The organism is Nonomuraea rhodomycinica (assembly GCF_013363995.1).
GTDB lineage: Bacteria > Actinomycetota > Actinomycetes > Streptosporangiales > Streptosporangiaceae > Nonomuraea > Nonomuraea rhodomycinica.
Genome location: NZ_JABWGO010000001.1, coordinates 983,596 through 1,008,121 on the forward strand (window position 1 = coordinate 983,596; position 24,526 = coordinate 1,008,121).

General features: G+C 72.4%; 21 protein-coding genes. 4 read left to right on the forward strand and 17 right to left on the reverse strand.

What is annotated here, in order from left to right; translation table 11 throughout:
- Window positions 1-6 precede the first annotated feature (6 nt).
- A complete protein-coding gene (locus tag HT134_RS04630) occupies window positions 7-1,668 on the forward strand; it encodes a M28 family peptidase (protein WP_312887971.1) in 1,662 nt (553 codons plus the stop codon).
- 170 nt (window positions 1,669-1,838) lie between these two features.
- Window positions 1,839-2,288 carry a hemerythrin domain-containing protein gene (locus HT134_RS04635; RefSeq protein WP_175598969.1) on the forward strand — a complete coding sequence of 150 codons (450 nt, stop codon included), beginning with the start codon at window positions 1,839-1,841 and terminating at the stop codon, window positions 2,286-2,288.
- Window positions 2,289-2,355: 67 nt separating this feature from the next.
- Here the strand turns inward: HT134_RS04635 and HT134_RS04640 are convergent, their stop codons facing one another.
- From HT134_RS04640 to HT134_RS04690, 11 genes are all read right to left on the reverse strand, one after another.
- Window positions 2,356-2,793: a hypothetical protein gene (locus HT134_RS04640; RefSeq protein WP_175598970.1), complete on the reverse strand. Its 438-nt coding sequence runs from the start codon at window positions 2,791-2,793 to the stop codon at window positions 2,356-2,358.
- Window positions 2,790-3,986, reverse strand: coding sequence for an MFS transporter (locus HT134_RS04645; protein WP_175600122.1), 1,197 nt, complete (start codon window positions 3,984-3,986; stop codon window positions 2,790-2,792). Before HT134_RS04645 ends, HT134_RS04640 begins: the two co-directional genes overlap by 4 nt.
- A gap of 44 nt (window positions 3,987-4,030) precedes the next feature.
- Window positions 4,031-5,524: a nitronate monooxygenase gene (locus tag HT134_RS04650; RefSeq protein ID WP_175598971.1), complete on the reverse strand. Its 1,494-nt coding sequence runs from the start codon at window positions 5,522-5,524 to the stop codon at window positions 4,031-4,033.
- On the reverse strand, window positions 5,521-6,210 hold the full coding sequence (narI, locus tag HT134_RS04655) for a respiratory nitrate reductase subunit gamma (RefSeq protein ID WP_175598972.1): 690 nt from the start codon (window positions 6,208-6,210) through the stop codon (window positions 5,521-5,523). Before narI ends, HT134_RS04650 begins: the two co-directional genes overlap by 4 nt.
- Entirely contained in the window at window positions 6,207-6,944 is a 738-nt protein-coding gene (gene narJ / locus HT134_RS04660; RefSeq protein ID WP_175598973.1) for a nitrate reductase molybdenum cofactor assembly chaperone, read from the reverse strand. Before narJ ends, narI begins: the two co-directional genes overlap by 4 nt.
- Entirely contained in the window at window positions 6,941-8,491 is a 1,551-nt protein-coding gene (gene narH / locus HT134_RS04665) for a nitrate reductase subunit beta (RefSeq protein WP_175598974.1), read from the reverse strand. The genes narJ and narH overlap by 4 nt, the downstream gene beginning before the upstream one ends.
- Complete coding sequence (locus tag HT134_RS04670) at window positions 8,491-12,123, reverse strand: nitrate reductase subunit alpha (RefSeq protein WP_175600123.1); 3,633 nt, start codon at window positions 12,121-12,123, stop codon at window positions 8,491-8,493. The genes narH and HT134_RS04670 overlap by 1 nt, the downstream gene beginning before the upstream one ends.
- Window positions 12,124-12,257: 134 nt before the next feature.
- Window positions 12,258-13,427, reverse strand: coding sequence for a globin domain-containing protein (locus tag HT134_RS04675; protein ID WP_175598975.1), 1,170 nt, complete (start codon window positions 13,425-13,427; stop codon window positions 12,258-12,260).
- Window positions 13,428-14,012: 585 nt separating this feature from the next.
- Complete coding sequence (locus tag HT134_RS04680; RefSeq protein WP_175598976.1) at window positions 14,013-14,837, reverse strand: hypothetical protein; 825 nt, start codon at window positions 14,835-14,837, stop codon at window positions 14,013-14,015.
- The gene (locus HT134_RS04685; protein ID WP_175598977.1) at window positions 14,834-15,052 is read right to left on the reverse strand and encodes a hypothetical protein; all 219 of its coding nucleotides are present in this window, start codon (window positions 15,050-15,052) and stop codon (window positions 14,834-14,836) included. Before HT134_RS04685 ends, HT134_RS04680 begins: the two co-directional genes overlap by 4 nt.
- 1,654 nt (window positions 15,053-16,706) lie before the next feature.
- A complete protein-coding gene (locus HT134_RS04690; protein ID WP_312887973.1) occupies window positions 16,707-16,928 on the reverse strand; it encodes a heavy-metal-associated domain-containing protein in 222 nt (73 codons plus the stop codon).
- 144 nt (window positions 16,929-17,072) lie between these two features.
- Here HT134_RS04690 and HT134_RS04695 point away from each other — a divergent pair, with 144 nt between their 5' ends.
- Window positions 17,073-18,215 (forward strand): NAD(P)/FAD-dependent oxidoreductase, encoded by a 1,143-nt coding sequence (locus HT134_RS04695; RefSeq protein WP_175598978.1) that lies wholly within the window; start codon window positions 17,073-17,075, stop codon window positions 18,213-18,215.
- 109 nt (window positions 18,216-18,324) lie between these two features.
- Here HT134_RS04695 and HT134_RS04700 read toward each other — a convergent pair whose 3' ends face one another.
- Window positions 18,325-19,476, reverse strand: coding sequence for an FAD-dependent oxidoreductase (locus HT134_RS04700; RefSeq protein WP_175598979.1), 1,152 nt, complete (start codon window positions 19,474-19,476; stop codon window positions 18,325-18,327).
- 132 nt (window positions 19,477-19,608) lie between these two features.
- Between HT134_RS04700 and HT134_RS04705 the strand changes: the two genes are divergently transcribed.
- A complete protein-coding gene (locus HT134_RS04705; RefSeq protein ID WP_175598980.1) occupies window positions 19,609-20,193 on the forward strand; it encodes a TetR/AcrR family transcriptional regulator in 585 nt (194 codons plus the stop codon).
- A 25-nt stretch (window positions 20,194-20,218) separates the two neighbouring features.
- Here the strand turns inward: HT134_RS04705 and HT134_RS04710 are convergent, their stop codons facing one another.
- The 5 genes from HT134_RS04710 to HT134_RS04730 form a co-directional block, all read right to left on the reverse strand.
- A complete protein-coding gene (locus HT134_RS04710) occupies window positions 20,219-21,778 on the reverse strand; it encodes an AMP-binding protein (protein WP_175598981.1) in 1,560 nt (519 codons plus the stop codon).
- Entirely contained in the window at window positions 21,775-22,659 is an 885-nt protein-coding gene (locus HT134_RS04715; RefSeq protein WP_175598982.1) for an amidohydrolase family protein, read from the reverse strand. Before HT134_RS04715 ends, HT134_RS04710 begins: the two co-directional genes overlap by 4 nt.
- The gene (locus HT134_RS04720) at window positions 22,656-23,315 is read right to left on the reverse strand and encodes a TetR/AcrR family transcriptional regulator (RefSeq protein WP_175598983.1); all 660 of its coding nucleotides are present in this window, start codon (window positions 23,313-23,315) and stop codon (window positions 22,656-22,658) included. The genes HT134_RS04715 and HT134_RS04720 overlap by 4 nt, the downstream gene beginning before the upstream one ends.
- 97 nt (window positions 23,316-23,412) lie before the next feature.
- Window positions 23,413-23,748, reverse strand: coding sequence for a MerR family transcriptional regulator (locus tag HT134_RS04725; protein WP_175598984.1), 336 nt, complete (start codon window positions 23,746-23,748; stop codon window positions 23,413-23,415).
- 149 nt (window positions 23,749-23,897) lie between these two features.
- Window positions 23,898-24,335, reverse strand: coding sequence for an Hsp20/alpha crystallin family protein (locus tag HT134_RS04730; RefSeq protein WP_175598985.1), 438 nt, complete (start codon window positions 24,333-24,335; stop codon window positions 23,898-23,900).
- Between the last annotated feature and the right edge of the window lie 191 nt (window positions 24,336-24,526).

Below are 24,526 nucleotides of genomic sequence, written 5' to 3' on the forward strand. Positions count from 1 at the left end.
ACAAGCGTGGAACGCAAGGGCCTGGCCGCCGCGACCGCGGGACTCATCGCGGCCGCGGCCATGGTGCTGTCCGCCTTACCCGCCCTCCCCGCCTACGCGGCCCCGCCCGGGGCCACCCCCGCCCAGCAGGACTCCGGCGGGCGGACGCTCATCGCCGCCGCCGATCCGCCGGACGTCTCCCTCAGCGGTGTCAAGGCCCACCTGTCGCAGCTCCAGACGATCGCGACGGCCAACGGCGGCACCCGCAGGTCCACCGGCGCCGGCTACACCGCGTCCGTCTCGTACGTGGAGCAGAAGCTGCGCGACGCCGGCTACACGGTGACCCGCCAGAGCTGCACCTCCGGCTGCACCGGCGGCGCGGGCCCGAACGTGATCGCGGACTGGCCCGGCGGCGACGAGAACCAGGTCGTCATGGCCGGCGCCCACCTCGACAGCGTGGGGGCCGGTCCCGGCATCAACGACAACGGTTCCGGCTCCGGCGCCCTGCTGGAGGTGGCGCTGACCCTGGCCGCCCAGCGGCCCACCATGGCCAAGCACGTCCGGTTCGGCTGGTGGACCGACGAGGAGCAGGGGCTCAACGGCTCCGAGTTCTACGTCAACTCCCTCGGCTCCACGGGGCGCTCGAAGATCCAGGTGTACTACAACTACGACATGGTCGGCTCACCCAACGGCGGCTACTTCATCAACAACATCACCACCACGGCCGCCCAGCCGCTCAAGGAGTTCTACGACAAGCTGAACCTCCAGCCCGAGGAGAACACCGAGGGCGCCAACCGCTCCGACGACGCCTCCTTCCGCAACGCCGGCATCGCCACCTCGGGCGTGGCCGCGGGAGCGAGCTACACCAAGACCTCGGCGCAGGCCGCCAAGTGGGGCGGCACGTCCGGGCGCGCCTACGACTCCTGCTACCACTCCTCCTGCGACACCAGCTCCAACATCAACGACACGATCCTGGACCGGGCCTCCGACGCCGCCCTGTACGCCCTGTGGAAGCGGGCCGTCGGCGGCGACACACCGAGCCGTGACTTCTCGATCTCGGCCAACCCGGGCTCGGGCACGGTGCAGGCGGGCTCCCCGGCCACCACCACCATCGCCACCCAGACCACGGCCGGCAACGCCCAGGCGGTCAACCTGTCGGCCAGCGGCCTGCCCACCGGCGCCACGGCCAGCTTCAACCCCGCCTCGGTCACCTCCGGCGGCTCCTCCACCCTGACCATCGCCACCGCCCCGACCACCCCGGCCGGCTCCTACAACGTCACGGTGACCGGCACCGGCGAGACGGCCACACACACCGCCACCTACGCGCTGACCGTCCAGGGCACCTCGGGCGGCCGGACCTTCACCAACGGCACCAACTACACCATCTCCGACTACTCCACCGTGCAGAGCCCGATCACCTCCACGGCCACCGGCACCGCCACCTCCCCGGTCAAGCTGTCGGTCACCATCAGCCACACCTGCGCCGAGGACCTCGACATCTGGCTGCGCGGACCCAGCGGCCAGTGGTACGCGGTCGACCGGTACGGCGGCACGAGCTGCACCTCCTACGGCACCAGGACCTACTCGGTGCCGGTCAGCCAGCAGGCCGCAGGCACCTGGACCCTCGAGGTCAGCGACGTCTACCTCGGTGACACCGGGTTCCTGGACTCCTGGAGCATCACCGTCTGACCCCCGTCGAGCGAAAGCCCCGGCCGACTCTCCCCCCGGCCGGGGCTCTCCCCTTCGGTCGCCTCGGTGGCGGACGGGGACCGATGGCCGGCCGGCCGAGGACCTTCGCCTCTGATCAGGACGCCGCGCCGTCCGGGAGATTGAGTGAAGGTGTGACCGAGGGAGAGATCATGTGCAACTACTGTGGCTGCCGGGAGTTCCCGCTGATCGGCCGGCTGTCCCAGGAACACTGGGACATCAAGGAGTGCGCGGGAGCGCTGCGCCGCGCGATCGGCGAAGGCAGGCACGGCGAGGCCACGACGCTCCTCGACGAGCTGCTCGCCCGGCTCGTCCCGCACACCGCCACCGAGGAGAGCGGGCTGTTCGCCGAGCTGCGCGCCGACGGGTCACTGGCCGAGGAGGTGGAGCGGCTGTGCGCCGAGCACGCCGGCATCCACGGCGTGCTCGGGGCGATCGACCGGGCCGCACCGGACTGGCCCGCCGTGCTGCGGGCGCTGGACGCGTTGCACCAGCACATCGACCACGAGGAGCACGGCCTGTTCCCCGCCGCCGTCATCATGTTGCCGCTGGCCGCCTGGGACCGCATCACGCCCGGCCAGTCCGCGACACCGGCCGGCTAGCCGGACTCGCGGCGCGGGCCGCTCGCCGGTCCCTTCGAGCGCGCCCGACGGGGCGTTCGCGGCCGGTTCAGGTCGCGGGCAGGGCGGTGGCGAGCAGGACGACGCCGAGCGATCCCACCAGGGAGCTCACGGCCATCGTCCGGGCGAGCCCGCGCCGCCCCGCGCCGCTGGCCCAGCCATGCACGGCGGCGGCGGCCATGACGGCGCAGAACAGCAGCAGCTTGGCGGCCAGGATCCGGCCGTAGCCGGGGTCGGCCAGCGAGGACCAGGTGACGCCCTTGCGCCAGGCCAGAGCCACGCCGGTGCCGAGCTGGACGGGCAGGAACACCGCCGCGGTGAAGAGGCCGAAACGGCGGCCGACCGCGCTCAGCACCGCGGCCCGGCGCCGCTCGTCCAGCAGCGCGCGGGCCAGGGGCAGCACGACCAGCGACACGGTGAGCTGCCCGCCGACCCACAGCGCCGCCGAGAGCACGTGCAGGAACCGGACCGCCGACCACCACGTCACCGCGCGCGCACCTGGAGCGCGCCGTGGGCCGCCGGGGTGAGGCGTCGCGCCGCCGTCAGGCGCACCACCGTCAGCGTCAGCACCACGGCCAGCGCCGAGGTTCCGGCCAGCAGCGCCAGGCCGAGCCCGTAGGAGCCGAGCCGGCCGTAGAGGAAGCCCATCAGCAGGGGCGGCACGAACCCGCCGAGCCCGCCCGCGGCGCCGACGAGCCCGGTCACCGAGCCCACCTTGTCCGCGGGGGCGACCTGGGCGACCAGGGCGAAGGTGGCGCCGCTGCCCGCGCCGAGCGCGGCGGCCATGGTCAGGAAGGCGACCGTGCCCACCGGCATCAGGCCGGGGGTGAGGGCCTGGACCGCCGCCATGACGCCGACCACGGCGAACACGCCGGTCAGGACCGGGACCGAGCCGGTCCGGTCGGACAGCCACCCGCCGATCGGCCGCATGACGACCGCGAGGACCACGAAACCGGCCATGCGGTTGGCGGCGTCGGCCTGGTCGAGACCGTAGCCGGTCTGCAGGTAGGCGGGCAGGTAGACGGAGAAGGCGACGTAGCCGCCGAACGCCACGGCGTACAGGACGCACGCCTGCCAGGTGATCGCCAGTCGGGCGGTGGCCGCCAGGCGTCCCAGGAGTGGTTGCGCCGCGACGGCGCGGCCGGGCGCGTCGCGCATGACCAGCCAGGCCACGGCGGCGTAGAGCGCCAGCGCCACCGCGGTGATGAGGAAGGGGGCGGCCGCCCCGCCGGCCTTGACGAGCCGGACCGTGGTCAGGGCGCTGATCGCGGTGCCGCCCATGCCGGCGCCGAAGACGCCGATGGCCAGGCCACGACGGTGCGGCGGGAACCAGGCGTTGACGAACGGCACGCCGACGGCGAACACCGTTCCGGCGATGCCCAGGAAGAAGCCGCCGGCCAGCAGCATGGGCAGCGAGCTCTGCCCGGCCACGCCGATGAAGACGACGGGCACGATACTGCAGGCCGAGATCAGCGGGAACATCACCCGGCCGCCGAAGCGGTCGGTGAGCGCGCCGACCGGGATGCGGCCCAGCGAGCCGACGATCACCGGGACGGCGACCAGCAGGGCCTGCTGGCCGGGTGACAGGCCGAGCAGGTCCTTGAAGCGCGGCCCGAGCGGGCTGAGCAGCGCCCAGGCCCAGAAATTCAGCGCGAACCCGAGGGTCGCCAGGCCGAGCATCAGCGCGGGCCTGCCGCCGGCGGGGGCAGGGCCCTTGTCGTCGATCACTGTTGTCTCTCCTCACTGCTGTCGCGCGGGATGCCGGTCGTGGGCGCACGGCCGGGGGTGGGGCCGGGGGCTCCTCGCAGGATGCGGTGGACGACGTCCGCGGCCGAGTGGTCCTCGGGCAGGCCCTGGAGGAAGGCGATGTCCTGGCCCAGGGTGAGCAGGGCGGCCTCGCGGTAACCGTCGGCGCGGTGCTGGGGCAGCCCGATGGCGGCGGTCAGGCCGTTGCACAGGCACTGGCGTCCCTCGGCCTCCCCCACCGTGCCGCCCTTGCGCACGTACGCCTCGACGGGCTCGGCGGGGCAGCGGTAGCCGATCGCGCCGCCGGGCCTGACGTACGGGGTGCGCAGGTAGCCCAGGTCGCACAGCCGGGGCCGCCGTTCGTGGACCTCGGGCTCGGACAGGGTGCCGGGCATCCGGGCGACCTTGAACGGGAAGCCGGTCGGCGAGGCGCGCGGGTCGTTGCGGACCTCCAGGGTCCCGGCGGAGGCGGCGCGCAGCAGGCGGCGCCGGAGGGCGTCGTCGAACCCGGACTCCCGGCACAGCGCGAACGCCGACCCCACCTGGACACCGGTGGCCCCCGCGGCCAGCGCCCGGGCCAGCCCGCCGGGCCCGCCGTAGCCGCCGGCCAGCCAGAACGGCAGGCCCAGCGCGCTCATCTTGCCGAGGTCGGCCTCGTCGCGCGGCCCGTACACCGGCTCACCGGCGGCGTCCAGCAGCGGGCGGCCGCGCGGCGGCGCGCTGTGGCCGCCGGCCACCGGCGTCTCCACGACGAACCCGTCCGGCCGGGTCCGCGGCGAACGGGCCAGGTAGGCGGCCAGCACGTGGGAGGAGACGATCGCCAGCAGCTTCGGCCGCCGCCACGGCTCGGCGGGGCGGGGCAGCAACGCGCCCGGGTCGAGGCCGACCGTGTGCCGGTCGTCGCCCGCTCCCGCCACGGTGACGGCGATCTCGGCCGGGCGGTGCGCGGCGAACTCGTCGAGCAGGTGCGGGATCTCCGTCGGGATGCCCGCCCCCATCAGCACGTAGTCGGCCCCGGCCAGCATCGCCCCGAACACGGCGGCCGGCGTGGCGAGCTGGATCTTCTCCAGGTAGTTGACGCCGATCGGGCCGTCGTGCCCCTGCTTGGCGAGGAAGACCTCGGCGAAGTTGGCGACCACGGCCAGTTCGTCGCGGGCGCGGCTGGGCCGCAGGCCGAGCCGGGGCACCGGCCGGTACGGCGTGCCCGGCGCGATCCCGCCCGGCACGAAGTAGCGGCCGAGCACCCGTCCGGCGATCGCCGGCTCCGGGAAGCAGGCCAGCGCGCGGCGCAGGTGGCCGCCGGGATCGCCGAGCTGGAGGCGGCGGGCCAGCGTGACGTCCAGGGCCGTGCCCGACACGACGCCGAGCTGCCCGGTACGGGCGACCGCGCGCGCCAGCCGCCACCCGGACACCCCGACGCCCATGCCGCCCTGGATGACGACGGGGAGCGCGGCCCCGGGCCCGCCGGTCATCGGCGTGCCCCGAGCGGGGCACGCCGCCGGTAGACGACGTAGGGCCGCCACAGGTACGCGATGGGCGCCGACCAGACGTGGACCAGCCTGGTGAACGGCCAGATCGCGGCGAGCACCCAGGCCGACAGCGCGTGCAGCTGGAAGACCAGCGGCACGCCGGCCATCAGGCCGGGGTCGGGGTGGAAGGTCAGGACGCCGCGGAACCAGACGGCGATGGTGGCGCGGTAGTCGTAGCCGCCGCCGAGCAGGTTCTGGCCCACGGTCGCCGCCAGGCCGAGCGCGATCGTGAGCGTCAGCACGGCGAACAGGACCTTGTCGGCGCGGGTGGTGGTGCGGCGCACGCGCGGGCTGGTGAGGCGGCGGGCCAGCAGCAGCCCCAGGCCGGCCACCACCATGAGCCCGGCCACGGTCCCGGCGCTCACCGACACCAGGTGGTAGAGGTGCTCGTCCACGCCGACCGCCTCGGTCAGGCTCTTCGGGACGAGCAGGCCCAGCACGTGGCCGCCGATGGCGGCGAACGCGCCGAGGTGGAACAGCGGGGACCCCAGCCGCAGCAGCCGGCTCTCCAGGACCTGCGTGGTGCGGGTGGTCCAGCCGAACTGGTCGACCCGCCAGCGCCAGACGTGACCGACCACGAAGATCGTCAGAGCGATGTAGGGGGCGACGACCCACAGCGCGACGCTCACGGCCGCACCTCCGTCTCGTTCAGCGGCGGCCCGCACGGGGCCAGACCGACGTGTTCGGCGGGCGGCCCGTACGGGGATGGTCCGAAGTTCCCGGCGGGCGGCCCGTAGGGGGCCAGGCCGACGTCCTCGGCGGGCGGCCCGGTCAGCGCCAGCTCGGCGACGGCGGCGCGCTCGGCCGCCGGCAGGTCGGGCAGTTCCGCGCAGAGCGCGTCGAGCACCAGCGAGTAGGACGAGCCGGCCTCGCGCAGCGCGGTGCGGATGAGCTCCAGCCCCTTGCGGTGCTGGCGCAGCGGCGCCTCGCCGGTGGACGGCCCGGCCAGCGCGGCGAACTCGCAGACCACCGGCAGGTAGTCGGGCAGCTCTCCCTCGGGCGGGACGAGCCCGGCCACGCGATAGCGCTGCTTGAGGGTGAGCAGGGCCATGCCGCGGCGGCGGGTGTCGCCGTGCAGGTAGTAGGTGAGGTAGAGGCTCGACCTGCGGCGCAGGTCGAAGGTCTCGACGTAGGCACGGGCCAGCCGCGTCGGCTCGCACTCGGCGTACCAGGCGGTGAACGCGACGAGGGCGTCGCGGGTGGCCGACTCCGGCAGCGCGGCGGCGGCCCGGCCCAGCTCGTCGCGGGCGGCGAGGAGCTCGGCGTCCGGGTACTGGAGCAGCAGCGAGATCAGCCGGAACAACCGCGCACGGTTCCGCGGCGCCGCGAAGGCGGCGGGCTCACGCCGGGTCAGGAGTCTCATGCCGTGCCTCCGTCGCGCACGAAGAGCTTCAGGCCGAGCCGCCCGTCGCCGCGGCGGCCGGTGACGCCGGCCGGGTGGAAGTCGCTCATGCCGGGACCGCCGTCGCCGTCCAGGCTGCACCCGCCCGCCTGGGCGGACAGGGCGGCGGCGTCCTCGCGGTGCGCGGCGGGCACGACGTAGCGTTCGTCGTACTTGGCGATGGCCAGCAGCCGGTACAGCTCCTCCATCTCGGCCGCCCGCATCCCCACCGACTCCAGCAGGTCCTCGGCGACGGTGCCGTCGAGGGTGCGGGCCCGCATGTAGGCGCGCATCGCCGACAGCTTCATCAGCACCCCGGCCACGACCTCGGTGTCGCCCGCCGAGAACAGGCTCGCCAGGTACTCCAGCGGGATGCGCAGGTCGGTGATGGCGTGGAAGACGTTGTCGGGGTCGTCGGCGTCGGCGCCCGCGCCGGTGACGGCGTCGAGGACGGGCGACAGCGGCGGGATGTACCAGACCATGGGCAGCGTGCGGTACTCCGGGTGCAGCGGCAGCGCCACCCGGTACTCCATGGCCAGCCGGTAGATCGGCGAGCGCCGCGCCGCGGCGATCCAGTCCTCGCTGATGCCCGCGGCGCGGGCCGCCTCGACCACCTCCGGGTCGGACGGGTCGAGGAAGACGCGGCGCTGGGCCTCCAGCAGGTCCCGCGGGTCGGGGACGCGCGCGGCCTCCAGCACCGCGTCGGCGTCGTACAGGATCAGGCCGAGGTAGCGCAGGCGGCCGACGCAGGTCTCGGCGCACACGGTCGGCTGTCCCGCCTCGATGCGGGGGAAGCAGAACGTGCACTTCTCGGCCTTGCCGGTCCTGTGGTTGACGTACACCTTCTTGTACGGGCACGAGGACACGCACATGCGCCACCCGCGGCAGCGGTCCTGGTCCACCAGGACGATGCCGTCCTCCTCCCGCTTGTACATCGCGCCGGACGGGCAGGCGGCGACGCAGGCCGGGTTGAGGCAGTGCTCGCAGATGCGCGGCAGGTGGAACATGAAGGTCTTGTCGAACTCCATCCGCACCTGCTCCGCCATGGCGGCCAGGTTGGGGTCGGCCGGCGCGTGCTCGGGGGCGCCGCCCAGGTCGTCCTCCCAGTTCGCGCCCCAGGTGATCGCCATGTCCCGGCCGGTGATGGCCGACTTGGGGCGGATGACCGGGGTGTGCGGCCCGGCGGGGGCGTTGACGAGGGTGTCGTAGTCGTAGGTGGCCGGCTCGTAGTAGTCGTCCAGGTCCGGGAGGTCCGGGTTGGAGAACAGGTTGAGCAGCCGCTTGACGCGGCCTCCGGCGCGGAGCTTGAGCCGGCCGCGCCGGTCGAGCTGCCAGCCGCCGTGCCAGCGCTCCTGGTCCTCGTAGCGCTTGGGGTAGCCGACGCCGGGTTTGGTCTCGACGTTGTTGAACCAGACGTACTCGACGCCGTCGCGGTTGGTCCAGGTCTGCTTGCACGTGACGGAGCAGGTGTGGCAGCCGATGCACTTGTCGAGGTTCATCACCATCGCGACCTGTGCCATGACCCTCATCAGTAGGTCACCTCCTGGGCGCGGCGGCGGATCACGGTGATCTCGTCACGCTGGTTGCCGGTCGGCCCGTAGTAGTTGAAGGCGTAGGTGAACTGCGCGTACCCGCCGATGAGGTGGCTGGGCTTGAGCAGCAGCCGGGTGAGGGAGTTGTGCACGCCGCCGCGCCGCCCGGACCTCTCGGTGAGCGGGACGTTCACGTTGCGGTCCTTGGCGTGGTACATGTACACGGTTCCGGCCGGCATGCGGTGCGAGACGATCGCGCGGGCCACGACCACGCCGTTGCGGTTGTACGCCTCGATCCAGTCGTTGTCGGCGACGCCGATCGCGCGGGCGTCCTCGACGCTCATCCAGATCGTGGGGCCGCCGCGCGACAGGGCGAGCATGTAGGCGTTGTCCTGGTACTCGGAGTGGATGGACCACTTGGAGTGCGGGGTCAGGTAGCGCACGGTGACCTCGGCCCCGTCGGTGCCGTCGGTGCCGTCGCGCTGCTCGCCGTAGTGGCGGCGCATGTTGAGCGGCGGCCGGTAGGCGGGCAGCTGCTCGCCCAGCTCGATGATCCAGTCGTGGTCGAGGAAGAACTGCTGCCGCCCGGTCAGGGTGTGCCAGGGCTTGTCCCGCTCGACGTTGATGACGAAGGCGGAGTAGCGGCGCCCGCCGGTCTCCGACCCGGACCACTCCGGTGAGGTGATCACCGGCTGCGGCCGGGCCTGCGTGTCGGCGAAGGTGATGCGCTTGCCCTCGTGCTCGGCGGCCAGGTCGGCGAGCCTGGTCCCGGTGCGCTTCTCCAGCGTCTCGAAGCCCTGGGTGGACAGGCGGCCGTTGGTGGTGCCGGACAGCGCGAGGATGGCCTCGCACATGCGGTCGGCCGACTCCAGCGAGACGCGGCCCTCGGGGGTGACGCCGTTCTGGCTGCGCAGGTACTCCAGCTCGGGCCCCACCTGGTAGGTGATGCCCTTGGTGGTCAGCCCGAGGTCGGCGAAGAGCGGGCCGATCGCGCGCACGCGCCGGCCGACGTCGGCGTAGTCGCGCTCGATGGTGACGATCTTCGGCATGGTCCTGCCGGGGATCGGCTCGCATGCGCCGTTCTTCCAGTCGCGTACCCGGCCACCGGGCTGGGCCAGCTCGTCGGGGGTGTCGTGGGCGAGCGGGACGGCCAGCACGTCGGTGCGCGTGCCGAGATGGCGGGCGGCCAGCTCGGAGAAGGCGTCGGCCAGGCCGAGGAAGACGTCGTAGTCGGCGCGGGTCTGCCAGGGCGGGGCGATGGCCGGGGTGAAGGCGTGGACGAACGGGTGCATGTCGGTCGAGGACAGGTCGTGCTTCTCGTACCAGGTGGCGGCGGGGAGCACCACGTCGGAGAACAGCGCCGTGGACGTCATCCGGAAGTCGACCGCGGTGAGCAGGTCGAGCTTGCCCTCGGTGGCCTCCTCGCGCCAGGTCACCTCGACCGGCCGGACGCCCTCCTGGTTGCGGGTCTCGGCGTCGGCGCCGAGCAGGTGGCGCAGGAAGTACTCGTTGCCCTTGCCGGAGGAGCCGAGCAGGTTGGCCCGCCACACGGTCAGCACCCGCGGGAAGTTGGCGGGGTCGCCCGGGTCCTCGGCGGCGAAGCGCAGCCGGCCGGAGGTCAGCTCGGCCACCACGTGCTCGGCCGCGGTGACGCCCTTGGCGGCGGCCTCGTCGGCGAGCGTGAGGGGGTTGCGGTTGAACGTCGGGTGCGAGGGCAGCCAGCCCAGGCGCGCCGCCTGGGCGTTGCAGTCGGCGAACGAGCGGCCCTCGAACAGCCCCTCCCCCAGCGGGCTGGCCAGCTCGCCGGCCTGGAACTGCTCGTAGCGCCACTGGTCGGTGGCCAGGTACCAGAACGCGGTTCCGGCCATGTGCCGCGTGGGCCGCTGCCAGTCGAAGGCGAAGGCCAGGTGCTGGAAGCCGGTGACGGGGCGGACCTTCTCCTGGCCCACGTAGTGGCCCCAGCCGCCGCCGTTGACGCCCTGGCAGCCGGTCAGCAGCACGAGCGTCAGGAAGGCGCGGTAGATCTGGTCGGAGTGGAACCAGTGGTTGGTGCCCGCCCCCATCGCGATCATCGAGCGGCCCTCGGTGCGCTCGGCGTTGCGGGCGAACTCGCGGGCGATCCGGGCGATCGTGGCGGCCGGCACCGAGGTGATCTCCTCCGCCCAGGCCGGGGTGTACGGCTGCGCCGCGTCGTCGTAGCCCGCCGGCCACTCGCCGGGCAGGTCGCGGGCCACGCCGTACTGGGCCATGAGCAGGTCGAACACCGTCGTGACGAGCTTGCCGGCCATCTCGATCACCGGAACGCCGCGGCGCATCACGGAGCCGCCCTCGGTGGCGCCCTCGTCGAAGCGCGGCAGGTCGACCTCGACCGCCCGCCCGGACCGGTCGAGCAGGGTCAGCGCGGGTTCGGCGCCGTCCAGGTCGAGGTTCCAGCGGCCCTCGCCCTCCTGGCCCCAGCGGTGGCCGAGCGTCCCGTTCGGCACGTGCGCCGCGCCGGTCCGCTCGTCCAGGAAGACGGTCTTGAACTCGGCGTTCTCGCTGTGGTCGGCGAGGTCCGCGGCGGTCAGGAAGCGGCGCGGCACGTACGCGTCGCCGCGGGGCTCCAGCGTGACCAGGAACGGCAGGTCCGTGTACTTGCGGACGTAGTCGGTGAAGTAGGGGACCTGGCGGTCGCGGAAGAACTCGGTCAGGGTCACGTGGCCCATCGCCATGGCCAGCGCGCCGTCCGTGCCCGGATGCGGAGCCAGCCAGTCGTCGGCGAACTTGACGTTGTCGGCGTAGTCGGGGCTGACCGCCACCACCTTCGTGCCCTGGTAGCGGGCCTCGGTCATGAAGTGCGCGTCCGGGGTGCGGGTGACCGGGATGTTGGAGCCCCACATGATGAGGTAGCGGGAGTTCCACCAGTCGGCGGCCTCGGGCACGTCCGTCTGGTCGCCCCACACCTGCGGGCTGGCGATCGGCAGGTCGGCGTACCAGTCGTAGAAGGACAGCAGCGTGCCGCCGATCATCGACAGGAACCGGGTGCCGGCCGCGAACGACGCCATCGACATGGCCGGGATCGGCGAGAACCCCACCACCCGGTCGGGGCCGTACTCCTTGATGGTGTGCACGTGGGCGGCGGCCATCAGCTCCAGGACCTCGTCCCAGCCGGCGCGGACGAACCCGCCCTTGCCGCGCGCCCGCTTGTAGGCCCGCGCGCGCTCGGGGTCGCCGGTCAGCTCCGCCCACGCCAGCACCGGATCGCCGAGCCTGGCCCGGGCCTCGCGCCACATGTCCAGCAGGACGCCTCGCACGTACGGGTAGCGCACCCGTGACGGGGAGTAGGTGTACCAGGAGAACGACGCGCCCCGCGGGCAGCCGCGCGGTTCGTACTCGGGCGATTCGGGCCCCACGGACGGGTAGTCGGTGGCCTGGTGCTCCCAGGTGATCAGCCCGTCCTTGACGAACACCTGCCACGAACACGAGCCCGTGCAGTTCACACCGTGGGTGGAGCGCACCACCTTGTCGTGCGCCCACCGGTCCCGGTAGAAGCGGTCCCAGCCGCTGGGGTCAATCTGGTGGAGGGTACGGCCGTCGGCTGACACTTCGGACTTGGTGAAGAACGCACGGGCTGCGAGCAACGGCCCCATGCCGGGGGTTGAGTCGATATCGGTCACGCTTGTCTTCCTCGCCACAGGGGTAACAGCAGGTATGCCTCAAGATTCGGGCGCGCCGCCCGCCGGCGGCAGGGACCAAAGTCCCTCGCCGCTGGTCCGATGGGCCGTCAAGCGGCCCCGAGCCACAGGTCGGGGCCGAACACCTCGTAGTGGACGTCCCGGGCCGCCACACCGGCCCGCAGCAGCCGGGCGCGCATGTCCCGCATGAACGGCACCGGACCGCACAGGTAGGCGACCGCGCCGGCCGGGATCTCCACCCCGTCCAGGTCCATCAGGCCCGCCCGGTCGGGGGCGACCGCGCCGCTCTCGTACCAGAAGACCCGCTCGGCGGCCAGGCGCAGCATGTCGTCGCGCAGCGCGTGCGCGGCCGGCGAGCGGTCGGCGTGCAGCACGAGGACACGGCGGCCGGAGCCGGTCGCGGCCAGGTGGTCGAGCATGGCCACGATGGGCGTGCAGCCGATGCCCGCCGACACCAGCACCAGCGGCGCGTCCCCGTCCTCCAGCGTGACGTCGCCGAACGGCGCCGACAGGGTGAGCTCGTCGCCCGCCCGCACGGTGGTGTGCAGCAGCGTCGACACCTCCCCGGCGGGGTCGCCGTCCACCCGCTTGACCGTGATCCGGCGCAGCCGGTCGCCGCCGGCGCTGGACAGCGTGTACTGGCGCAACTGGCGCACACCGTCCGGCATGCGGACCCGGACGCTGACGTACTGCCCGGGGCGCGCGGGCGGGAGCGGCGCGTCGTCGACCGGGCGCAGCAGGAACGAAGCCACGTCCGAGGTCTCCTCGCGGCGGGCGACGACCCGCCAGGTGCGCCACGTGTCGCCGTCGCGGGCGCCGGCCTCGGCGTAGATGCGGGCCTCCTGCGCGATGAGCGCCCCGGCCATCAGCCAGTAGACCTCGTCCCAGGCCGCGGCGACCTCCGGGGTGACGGCCTCGCCCAGCACCTCGGCGATGGCGCCGAACAGGTACTTGTGGACGATCACGTACTGGTCGTCGGTGACGCCGACGGCGGTGTGCTTGTGGGCGATACGGGCGAGCAGGTCGTCGGGCCGCTCGCCGGGGTGTTCCAGGAGCATGGTGGCGAACGCGGCGATGGAGCCGGCCAGGGCCCGGCGCTGCTCGCCGTTGGCCTGGTTGCCGCGGTTGAACAGGCCGTCGAGCAGCTCCGGCCGCTCGGCGAACATCGTCGCGTAGAAGCGGGTGGTGATGGCGTCGAGCGAGGCGCCGACAACCGGCAGCGTGGCACGGACGATCGCGGCTGACTCGGCGGACAGCATGGAGCCTCCAGACAGGGCGGGGTGCGACAGGACCCGCGACTGCGGGCCCGAACCAAGCTAGAAGCCCGGCGCATTCCGCCCACCGAGGCGAACGTCCGTACATGCAGGGCCGAAAGTCCCCCAGCCGATCCGCCGCTTCACCGCAGCGGCGGCTCCCGCGCGCCGAGCACCCACGGCTCGGGCAACGGACGTCAGAACAGCTCGTCCTGCACGGCACCGGCGGCCTGGCGGCTGGGCTCGCGCCTGACGTACACCCCGCCGGCGGCCTGCAGGCGTGGCGCGTGCGCTGCGCCGGCCCTCCTCGGGCGTCCAGCGCGGCCATCACCCGCTCCGCCGGCGACGCCTCGGCGAGCATCGCCGCGGTGATGCCGGTCTGGGCCGTGTCGAACCCGGTGACGGGCACGTCGGCGGGCGGCCGCATCAGCGAGGTGAACCTGCCGCTCTCCACCCACGTGCCGTCGCCGCTCAGGCGGCCGGCCACCACGGCGACCTCGATCGGCACCGGCGGCCGCCCCGCGGCCCCACCACCACGACATCGGGGGGCTGGAACGCGCCCCACCAGCCCCCCACACCTGAACGAGGTGGCTAACCCATCTGAGTCGACCCCCATGCCGGCCACTCGTGGACCTTGGCGGGCCGGGGGATGGTGACGCCGCGGTCCAGCAGCCGCCAGGCGGTGGCCCAGCGCTGCTGCTCGTCCTTGTCGCCGCCGCATCCGCGGATCAGGCCGATCAGGTAGCGCATGGTCAGGCGCGGCTTGTTCGGCTTGTCGTAGAGGATCTTCGCGACGGTGGCGTGCGAGAAGGCGCCGCTGGAGCGCTCGGCGACCTCGCGGGAGGAGGGGCTGTCCGCCCATCGCCAGAAGTCGCGGACCAGCTCCTCCAGCTCGGTGATGCTGCGCGCGGTGAAGGGGTCGGGCTTGAGGTCGAAGCCGGGGGCGTCCTGGATGACCGGCTCGACCGCGCGCTCGGTCCGCCGCGGAGCGCGGCGTTCGGACTGGAGGTAGATGGTCCCGCCGGTGTTCTGGATGACGTAACTGCCGGACAGCTCGTCGCTCTGGGGGATGCGGATGGTGTCGGACCAGGGCCGGTAGAGCTTGGCCCGCTCATAGGCGGCGTGGAAGGCCGGGTAGCTGGACTCGGCCGCGCCGAGCTGTTTGAGCAGGGTGTGCACCATGCGCCATGCGGGCAGCTGGCCGCTCGGGTTGAGCGCCAGCTTGAGCACGGTGGTGTTGGTGCCGGGGGGCCAGATGTGCTGCCGCCAGTCGAGGCCCTTGGTGTGCTTCTCGACGAGCGCGCGCAGCAGCTCCTCGAAGGTGGCCATGACCTCGGAGGCGGCGATCGGCGACGCCGCGGCGGCGGGCGCCGTGTACACGGGGCGCGGCCTGCTGGGGTAGGGGTCGGTGTTCACGTCCGGTCCACCGGGCCGGTGGTGGTCTTGCGCCCGCCCCAGGCGTTGAGGATGCGGCCGTAGGACACGCCCATGACGAACACCACGGCGGTGGTCAGGCTCGCCGGCGGCTCGGCGAGCTGCGTGTAGACCATGCCGCCGCCGGCCACGGTGGTGTGGGCGACGGGAATGAGCCATCGCGGTGGGTTGAACTCCGCTTTGAGCAGGAATTTCATGCGTACTTCACCTCACAGTTGTGCGACTGGAACACCTCAGGCGCAAACCGTGTCCGCGTATGCGACAGGGCCGGCCTCGCACAGCCGACCCTGAACGCGGAATGTCTGCGCCCGCTACAACCCCCAATAGTGGCCTTAGTAACGCTCGGGCGCAAAGTCGTCACGATGTTTTTCCAGATGTGGGCAAAACATCCCGATACCCTGACCGAGAAGCGATCGCCTTTATCCCTGTGTCATTACGCGTACCGGCGGGAAAAACCGTCCAGAAGCGTCAACCACTGTCTCCGCCCGTAAAAGCTACTTTCGGGTAGAAGGTCGGTGGCCGATACTCGGACCACGACCGCGACAGGTGAGCACAACCACGCGGGCGTGCGTACCGCTCTCCTTGCTGGACTGGAACACCGACAAGACATCGGGCGCGCACCACAGAGGACGGTCCGTCTCGCACCGGAACTCCTCGGACGTGAGCGGAGGCAGCAGCCTCCGCTCATTGTCGTTTCCTGCCGGAACCAGACCTTCCCCTGCTTGGCCGGCCCTGCTCGGACAAGAATCGTCCCTTGTCGATCCGCATCGTTCCGGAGTGTTCCAGAGTTTTCCGCTCCAGCCGATCGACAGGACCGGGACGACCCGGAATAACGGGAAGGGACAAAACTGATTCGCCGGCAGTCGGCATTTCATACCGGTTCGTTATGGCCAGGCGGAACGGCTCAGCACGCCGCCACCGGCCGCCGCCTGGCGCCACGGGACCTCATCCGGCGTCAGGGGACATCCAGCCGCGCGGCGGATGGCCGCCGACCTGCTCAAGTGTCCGAGGCGAAGTCCTTCTCCCCCGCAGCTGGAGCCCCGGCGGAAGGACCCCACGCCCGCCTTTGCCCCACACCCGCCTCAGCCCCGCGGTCATTTGAGCTCCGTGGCGCCGACGCCCCCCGAGAAGCAGACCCGGTCCGAGCAAGGGAGGGCCACAGATGAGCATGTTCCGACGGCCGGCCGTCACGGCGGACGCATCGGCGGTGATGGCGCTGAGCGGGACGCCGACCGCCACGACGGCCGCCACCGTGGTCAACAGCGCCGTGCCTGACGTGCAGCGGGAGCACGGCGACGCCCAACCGCGGATTCCTGACCGAGACCTTCGACGTCGGCGCGTTCTTCGCCGACGACCACACCCACGTCGAGGCGGCGGGGGCCCGCCGGATCGCGGGCCTGGTCACCACGGCGGTACGCGACCAGCGCCTCGGCCTTGCCGCCTACCTCAAGTGACCCCTCAACCGGGCGCCCGGCTCGGCAACTCGACCGGCCCGCCGGGTCCCTCAGGAGCCGTCGCCGGGGAGCACCGGACCCGCCGCGGTCAGGCGGCCGCGCCCGGGCCGGGAGCGGATCGACGTCGCCGGCGCGCATCGGCTCGCCGCAGCGGCCGCAGCGCAGGTCGAGACGGCCGATCCCGCCGCACGCCGTGGCGGCGGCAGAGCTCGGGCGGACCGGCCTCGCCCGCGAGCCGCCTGTCACCCCGGGCGGTCATTGATCATGGGGGACGGCTCCCCCTTCGAGCCCGTTGTGGTCCGCGGTCTCCGCAAGGGACCGGCCGGCCGTGACCGCTTCGATCGCGAAGTCGCGAAGTTCGAAGTCGGCCCCGGCCGGCCGGCAGCACCTCGGCGTCTCAGACGGCGACCAGCTCGTAGCCGGCCTCTTCCACGACGTCCCTGATCCGCGCCTCGTCGAGCGGACCCTCCGAGGTCACCGTCACCTGGCCGGTCGCCAGCTCGACATCCACCGAGGAGACCCCGGCGACCTTGCCGATCTCGGTCGTCACCTTGCCGGCACAGCCGCCGCAGGTCATCCCGGACACCTTGTACGTGCTCGTGCTCGTGCTCATCGTCATGTCTCCCCTCATTGATACCCCTACCTGGTATACGCAGAGAGACGGTACGCCGCCGTGCCCCCGAAGGCAACTCGTACCGGGCCGGGGTATGCGAGACCCATGTCACATTGCCAGTCGTATACCCCGTATGGGTATTGTCGGGGCATGGGCACACTCAACAGGATCACCGTCGTCGGCGCTTCCCTGGCGGGACTCCGGGCCGTGCAGACACTGCGCCGGGAGGGCTTCGAGGGCGAGGTCACGCTGGTCGGCGCCGAGCCGCACATCCCCTACAACCGTCCACCGCTCTCCAAGAGCGTGCTGCGCGGCGACGACGACGTCACGCTCCCCGGCGCGGAGGAGCTCGGCGACCAGTGGCTGCGCGGGCGGCAGGCCGTACACCTCGACGTCCGGGAGCGGACGGTCGGCCTCGACGACGGCACCGAGGTCGGCCACGACGGCCTGGTCATCGCCACCGGCGCGCGCCCTAGACAGCTCGACGGCGCGCTCCGGCTGCGCACCGTCGAGGACGCGCTGGCGCTGCGGGCGGAGCTCGACGCGGGACATGAGCACGTGCTGGTCGTCGGCGGCGGGTTCATCGGCGGCGAGGTGGCCTCCACCGCTCGGCAGCTCGGCCGGAAGGTCACCCTGGTCGACGCCGCGCCGTACCCCATGCGTGCCGGACTGGGCGAGGACGCCTCGCGCTGGCTGGCGGCGCACCACGAGCGCAACGGGGTCGAGCTGGTCACGAACGTCCGGGTCACGGCCGTGGACGGCGGCCGGGTACAGCTCGACGACGGCCGCTCCCTCACCGCGGACCTGGTCGTCGGCGCCATGGGCGTGAGGCCGAACACCGAATGGCTGGACGGCAGCGGCCTGGCCACGGACGACGGCGTCCTGTGCGCGCCGACGCTGTTCGCCCAGGGCGCCGGCGACATCGTGGCCGCGGGAGACGTGGCCCGCTGGCCGCACGGTCTGTTCGGCGGCGAGATGGTGCGCGTCGAGCACTGGGCCAACGCCAACGAGCAGGGCGCGGTCGCCGCCCGCAACCTGCTGGCCGGACCCGGCAACGCCACGCCCTTCCTGGACGTGCCGAACTTCGCCACCCATGTGCACGGCGCCCGCATCCAGACGGCCGGGCTGCCGCATCTGGCCGACTCGGCGAGCATCGTCACCGGCTCCCTCGAAGAGGACCGCTTCGCGGTGGCCTTCACGCGGGACGGCGTGCTGGTGGGCGCGGTCGCGGTCGACTCCCCCAAGGACCTGATCAGGCTCAAGCGGGCGATCACGGCGCGCGAGACGCTCTGACCACGCACGCGACCACAACCACAACCACAACCACGCACACGCACAGGACCACGCGCCCGACCGGCGGGTCACGGCATCGGCATCGGCATCGGCATCCGACTCGGCGGTCTCAGCCGAGGTGACGGCCGAGCAGGCGGGTCACCACGGGGACGGCGGCCAGGCGCAGGGGCACGTCCCGCAGGGCGATCTCGAACCGGTTGCGGGGCGCGTGCACACCCGTGTTGGCGCGCCCCTTGCGCTGCCGTTCGAGCACCTCCGGCCGGAGGGCCTGCTCCCAGGCCCGCAGCGCGCCGGGGATGTCCGCGGGCCGGCGTTCGAGCTCGGCGCCGAGCAGGTCCGCGCCGCCCACGGCCAGCGAGGAGCCGTATCCGGCGAAGATCGTGACGCACCAGGCGGCGTCGCCGAGCAGCACGACGCGGCCCTGGCTCCACCGGTCCATGACGATCTGGCTGACACTGTCGAAATAGACCGCCTCCTCGCGCAGGTCCGCCAGCAGTTCCGTGACGGCCCAGGCCGGACCGGGAAAGGCCCGCTGGAGGGCGCGGCGCGGCCCCTCGGCCAGTTCGGCGTCGGGAGCCGCGGTGCCGTAGGTGAAGAAGGCGGCGACCCGGCCGTCTCCGAGGTCGGCGACCGTGAACGTCCTGCCGACCGTCGTGACCGTGCTGAACGCGCGTTCCGGCGCCCCGTCGGGCCGCTGGTCCAGCATCGTCGCGGCCACCACGTGGCCGAGGTCGCGCCGGTAGCGGTCCTCGGGCCCGAAGACGAGCGCGCGTACCGTCGAGTGCAGGCCGTCCGCGCCCACGAGCAGGTCCGCCCGTTCCGCCGAGCCGTCGCTGAGCGTGACATCGACACCCTCGTCGTCCTGCGTCACGGCCGTCACGGTGGCGCCGAACCGGATCCGGACCTGATCGGCCACCGCCTCGTGGAGCACGTCCTCGATGTCGCCGCGCAGCAGCGCCATGCCGCCGTCACCGAACAGGCGGCGCACGGCGGTGTGCGGGACCGTGAAGCGCGGGCGGCTGTCAGCGCGGAGATAGGCGAGGTCGAAGGCGCTGACCTGGCGTTCCCGGAGCGCGGGCAGCACGCCCATGCGTTGCGCGCCGGCGCGCCCGACGCCGGAGAACACGACCGGGTAACCGCCCTCCCTGCGCGCCGGCGCACGTTCGATGACGACAGGTTCCCAGCCGGCCTGGCTCAGCCGCAGCGCGGCGGCCAGGCCCGCGATGCCGGCGCCGACGATGATCACCCGTTTGGCTGCCATGGTTGTCCCCTTCGCGAGAGAGCCGTCGCGAGAGAGCCGTCACACGCGCGGCACCGCGAAGACCCGGAATGAACACTCGCTCATACAGTATGAGCGAGTGTTCATTCTGGCAAGGCCGGTAAGGTTCGAGACATGTCACCGCGCGGCGTCACCATCCCCGAAGTACGGCAGCAGCTCTTCGACGCCGCCGAGCGGGTCCTGCTGCGCGAGGGTCCCTCCGGGCTGACCGGCAGGGCGATCACCCGCGAGGCGGGGGTCGCCACCGGGCTGCTCCACAACCACTTCGGCGACCTGGACGGCTTCCTGGCCGCGCTCCTGATCGACCGGGCGCGGGCGGCGGCGCGCCGGCTGGACGACCTCCCCACCCGGGCCGGCGCCGCCACCGTGGCGGACAACCTGATGGCCGGCGTCGAGGCGCTGTCCGCCGGAAACCTTCTCGCGCTGGCCGGGCTCGCGCTGGCCAGACCCTCGCTCGTGCCCCGCCTGGGCGAGGCGTTCGGCGAGGGCGCCGTCGAACTCGACGCGAGCGAACGGACGTTCACCGCCTATCTGGAGGCCGAACAGCGGCTCGGCCGCGTCCCTCCCGGCGCCGACGCCGCCTCACTGGCGCTCGCCCTGGTCGGCGCGACCCACCAGTTCCTTCTCACCCGCGGCCCGCAGGCCCCGGAGCTGCGCGAACGCATGCGTCGCGTGATCCGGGCGCTCATCGGCCCCTGAAGCCCGGCCCCGGGCGGCGGCGCGTCTAGGCGCGGTCCTGCTGCAGGTCGTGGGTTTGCGGGGTGATGCCGCGTTGCTTGAGGCGGAATTTCTCGATCTTCTGGGTCGGGGTCTTGGGCAGGGCCGGCAGGAACTCCACGTAGCGGGGGACCATGTGCCTGGCGGCGGCGCGGGCGCAGTGGTCGACGAGTTCCGCCGCGGTGACGCTCGCGCCGGGCCGCAGCACGACGCACGCCTTGACGTCCTCCTCGGTGAGTTCGCTGGGGACTCCGACGGCCGAGGCCTCCAGGACGGCGGGGTGGCTCTCGAGGACCTGCTCCACCTCGTACGCGGAGATGTTCTCGCCACGGCGGCGGATCGCGTCCTTGGCCCTGCCGGCGAAGTAGAGGAAACCGTCGGCGTCCTGGCGTCCCAGGTCGCCGGTGCGCAGCCAGTCGCCGTGGAAGGCCGCGGCGGTGGCGTCCGGCATGGCGTGATAGCCGGACATGATCAGACCTGGTTCGCGCGCTCTGATGAGGATCTCGCCGATCTCGCCGGGGGGCAGGGGCGAACCGCTCTCGTCGGCGATGGCCAGGTCGTACTCGGGGATGGGGCGACCGCAGGATCCGGGGCGTTTGGGGGCGTCGAGCGGGTCGTAGACGCAGATCCCGCCGTCGGTCAGACCGTAGATCTCGTAGAGGGGGAAACCGAACCGCTCCTCCCAGCCGGCCTTCCAGTCGGGCATCGGGACGCCCCAGCCGAGCCGGATCCGGTGGTCGCGGTCGCTCGCGGCGGCCGGCTGCTTCCAGAGCATGGCCAGGGTCGCGCCCATGAAGTTCATGACGGTGGCCTCGAAGCGGCGGACCTCCGCCCAGAAGCCCGAGGTGCTGTAGCGGCGGCCGATCGCCGCCGTGGCACGGGTGGCGAGGGCGGCCATGACCGTCAGCGTCGCCGCGTCGACGTGGAACAGGGGGAACGGGCAGTAGAGGACGTCATCGGCGGTGAACCCGAGGTTGCCCGCGTGCAGCTGGCCCTGCCTGACGACGTAGCGGTGGGAGAGCACGCACGCCTTGGAGGGGCCGGTCGTCCCGGACGTGAACAGCATCATGGCCGGAGCCAGGTCGTCCACCGGGACGGGGACGGGATGACCGGCGCTCGTCGGGGCGCCGGGATAGGCGACGAGGACCGGCAGGTCGGCGCCGTCCGGGGGCCGCCGGAACGCGCCGTGGACGATGATCGTCGTCAGCCGGGGAAGGTCGGCGGCGACCGCGAGGAGGTTCGGCAGCAGGCCGGCGTCGACGACGGCGACCCGCGCCCCGGTCACCTGGAAGGTGTGCGCCAGGCCCCGGCCGATCAGAGCGGTGTTGACAGGGACGTGGACGGCGCCCAGCCAGTTCACGGCGAACCAGGTGAACACCAGCTCGGCGCTGTTCTCCATGAGCGCGACCACCGGTTCGCCGGGTTCGATCCCGTGCCCGCCGAGGTCCGCCGCCAGCGCCCCGGCCCGCCGCTGGACCTCGGCGTAGGTGTGATCGCCCTGCTCGGTGCGCAGGAACACCTTGCCGGGGGCGCGCTCCGCCTGCTCCTGGAGCAGTTCGACGATCATCGCGCGCCTTCGGGATCGCCGGCCTTGAGACCGAACAGCCGGGCCGCGTTGCCGGCGAACAACGCCTGGAGCGCCGGAGCGGGCAGGCCCGACTGCCGCCACTCCGCCAGCGCCCGGCGCGGATGCATGACCGGCCAGTCGCTGCCGTACAGCACCTGCTCGCGCAGCACGTTCGGCATCATCGTGAACAGCGTGTCCCAGCCGGTGCCGGCTCTGGCCACGTACTTGGGAGCCAGCCCGCCGAACTCCAGGTACACCGTCGGATGGCGGCGGGCGACCGCGCACAGTTCGGTGACCCACGGCCACCCCGCATGGCAGGCGATGAGCTTGAGGTCCGGGAAGTCGCAGGCGACCTGGTCGAGGAGTTCGGGCCGTTCGTGACGCATGGGATGCATGCGCGAATACGTCACCCCGGTGTGCAGGGCGACGACCAGGCCGAGCTCTTCGGCCCGCGAGTACATCGGGTACAGCGCGCGGTCGTCGATGTCCAGGCCGAAGAAGGCCGGTTGGACGGAGACACCGAGCAGGCCGGACGCGGCCGCCGCGGCGACCTGCCTGGCGGCCCGGGTCGGCCACAGGGGTCGCAGGTCCACCGCGCCGACGCCGCTGAGCCGGCCGGGGTGTGCGGCCAGCAGGGCGAGCAGCGCGTCGTTCAGCGCCTGCGCGGACTCGCCGCCTTCGGACTCGGCGTGGACGACGGCATGGCTGATCCCTTCACCGTCCATGATCGTCAACAGGTCGTGCAGGGTGCCCTCGTCGAGCTTTCTGGCCAGGTCGAGCACCCGGTCGTACTGTTCGGCCTGCCTGGCCGGGACCTGGTAGCCGGGGCGGGCTCGAAGCTCCTGCGGCAGCCGCACCCGCGCGTCGATGATCGTCGTCATGCGAGGGCCTCCTCGTCGGCACGATGGTCGAGCGGCTCTGAGTCGAGCACCGCGACCGCCAGATCCGTGCCGCACTCCGCCGGCGGCACCGGCGGGCAGCCGACGAGCCGGGTCGCGAGGTCGGCGAACCGGTCCTGGATCTCGGGCACCGACAGCCGCCCTCCGGGGCGGTACCAGTTGGAGACTCCGTTGCACATCTCCAGCAGCGCCATCCGGGTGGTCGGGAGGTCGTCGATCTGGAACCGTCCGGTCCGCTTCCCGCGCTCCAGCACCTGCTGGAACATCGACTCGTAGTCGTCACGAAGCGCGAGGACGGCCGCGCGGTTGGCAGCCGACAGCGCGCGCACCTCCCGGTCCGTGACGTACGCGGTCAGGGGATTGACCGCCTCCATGGCCACGTGCAGCCGGACCAGCCGGACCAGCTGGACCGCGGGATCGGCGCTGTGGCCGAGGGCGCGGCGGCCCCCGGCCAGCAACCCCTCCAGGCAGCGCGCCATGACCGCGACGAGGATCTCCTCCTTGCCGCCGGCGTAGTGGTAGAGCGTCGCGGAGTTGATCCCGACCTCCTTGCCGAGGTCGCGGATCCCGGTGCCCGCGTAACCCTGCCGGGCGAACAGGCGGACCGCCGCACGGTGGATCTCGATCAAGCTGGACATCGATTACCAATCGATCGATTGACAGACTGCCGCCTTTCTATCTCGCGATGCCTGGAACGGTCAATCAATCGATCGGTTGGCGCGGGCCCGGGTGCATTCAGGGAGACTTCCGGCGGCCGCCCTCGGGCCGCTGCTCGGCCAGCAGGCGGGCGAGCTCGTCGCGCTCCCGCGTCACCTCGATGAGCCGGCGCTGCAGGTCGAGGATGTGGCGGATGGCCGGCAGCGTCATCCCTTGGTCCATCATCGTCGCGACCTGCTGGACGAGGCCGATCTCATGGCGGCTGTAGCGACGCTGGCCGCCGGCCGAACGCTGAGGAGAGACCACCTGGTGGTCGTCGATGCGGCGCAGGAACGCCTGCTGCACCTGAAGCATCGAGGCGACCTGCCCCACCGTGAACAGTGCCGCGTGCTCGTCGTCGAAGGGCAGGCTCATGGTCGTTCCTCCTGGCGCCGGCAGGGCGCGGGCAGGGTCCGGGCAGGGCGCGGGCAGAGTGCGGGCGAGGCGCGTTCGGGCAATGACGGGCGGCCTCGTCGCGATGCCGCGCACCGCGACGAGGCCGCACCTGTTGCGTCCCGAGACTGTCAGCTCTTGATGGCCTTGTAGGTGTCGCCGCTCTGCTGGACGGCGACCTTGCGCGGCTTGGCGCGCTCCAGCACCGGGATGCGGACGGCCAGCACGCCGTTGTTGTAGGCGGCTTCGATGGCGTCGGCGTCGAGGTGCTCCGACAGGTAGACGCGCCGGGTGAAGGCGCCCATCACCCGCTCCCGGACGAAGACGCGCTCGTCCTCGTCGAACTCCTCCTCGCGTCGCGCGGTCACCGACAGCACACCGCGGTCGACGGTGACCTCGATGGAGTCGGGGTCGATGCCGGGCAGGTCGAACCGCAGCACCACGTCGTCGGCGCGGCGGATCCCGTCCATCGGCATGACCGCTCCACTGCCCTGTGCGGCCTGGCGGGCCAGTCGGTCGAACTGACGCTCGAACTCCTGCACGAACGGATCGATCGACGTGAGCAGCATCGTGTTCCACCTCCGAAGATCCCCGGGGCCTCCCCGATCACCCGGGATTCCTTGTCCGTTGAGAGGAAACCTCTAGTTCGGATTATAGGTTTCCTCTCCACCCGGTTGTCAACACGACTCCGCGCGGCCCATGTCCGGATTGCCATGCCATGGTGACAATGGTAATCATTTTCAAGACATCGGGCCAGAGG

Excerpts from the sequence above, each read along its gene's own strand:
- HT134_RS04635 (WP_175598969.1), top strand. The coding sequence starts at position 1,839 with ATGTGCAACTACTGTGGCTGCCGGGAGTTCCCGCTGATCGGCCGGCTG.
- HT134_RS04645 (WP_175600122.1), bottom strand. The coding sequence starts at position 3,986 with ATGCTCGGCCTGGCGACCCTCGGGTTCGCGCTGAATTTCTGGGCCTGG.
- HT134_RS04650 (WP_175598971.1), bottom strand. The coding sequence starts at position 5,524 with ATGACCGGCGGGCCCGGGGCCGCGCTCCCCGTCGTCATCCAGGGCGGC.
- narJ (WP_175598973.1), bottom strand. The coding sequence starts at position 6,944 with ATGAGACTCCTGACCCGGCGTGAGCCCGCCGCCTTCGCGGCGCCGCGG.
- narH (WP_175598974.1), bottom strand. The coding sequence starts at position 8,491 with ATGAGGGTCATGGCACAGGTCGCGATGGTGATGAACCTCGACAAGTGC.
- HT134_RS04670 (WP_175600123.1), bottom strand. The coding sequence starts at position 12,123 with ATGGGGCCGTTGCTCGCAGCCCGTGCGTTCTTCACCAAGTCCGAAGTG.
- HT134_RS04675 (WP_175598975.1), bottom strand. The coding sequence starts at position 13,427 with ATGCTGTCCGCCGAGTCAGCCGCGATCGTCCGTGCCACGCTGCCGGTT.
- HT134_RS04685 (WP_175598977.1), bottom strand. The coding sequence starts at position 15,052 with ATGAAATTCCTGCTCAAAGCGGAGTTCAACCCACCGCGATGGCTCATT.
- HT134_RS04690 (WP_312887973.1), bottom strand. The coding sequence starts at position 16,928 with ATGACGATGAGCACGAGCACGAGCACGTACAAGGTGTCCGGGATGACC.
- HT134_RS04695 (WP_175598978.1), top strand. The coding sequence starts at position 17,073 with ATGGGCACACTCAACAGGATCACCGTCGTCGGCGCTTCCCTGGCGGGA.
- HT134_RS04700 (WP_175598979.1), bottom strand. The coding sequence starts at position 19,476 with ATGGCAGCCAAACGGGTGATCATCGTCGGCGCCGGCATCGCGGGCCTG.
- HT134_RS04705 (WP_175598980.1), top strand. The coding sequence starts at position 19,609 with ATGTCACCGCGCGGCGTCACCATCCCCGAAGTACGGCAGCAGCTCTTC.
- HT134_RS04710 (WP_175598981.1), bottom strand. The coding sequence starts at position 21,778 with ATGATCGTCGAACTGCTCCAGGAGCAGGCGGAGCGCGCCCCCGGCAAG.
- HT134_RS04715 (WP_175598982.1), bottom strand. The coding sequence starts at position 22,659 with ATGACGACGATCATCGACGCGCGGGTGCGGCTGCCGCAGGAGCTTCGA.
- HT134_RS04720 (WP_175598983.1), bottom strand. The coding sequence starts at position 23,315 with ATGTCCAGCTTGATCGAGATCCACCGTGCGGCGGTCCGCCTGTTCGCC.
- HT134_RS04725 (WP_175598984.1), bottom strand. The coding sequence starts at position 23,748 with ATGAGCCTGCCCTTCGACGACGAGCACGCGGCACTGTTCACGGTGGGG.
- HT134_RS04730 (WP_175598985.1), bottom strand. The coding sequence starts at position 24,335 with ATGCTGCTCACGTCGATCGATCCGTTCGTGCAGGAGTTCGAGCGTCAG.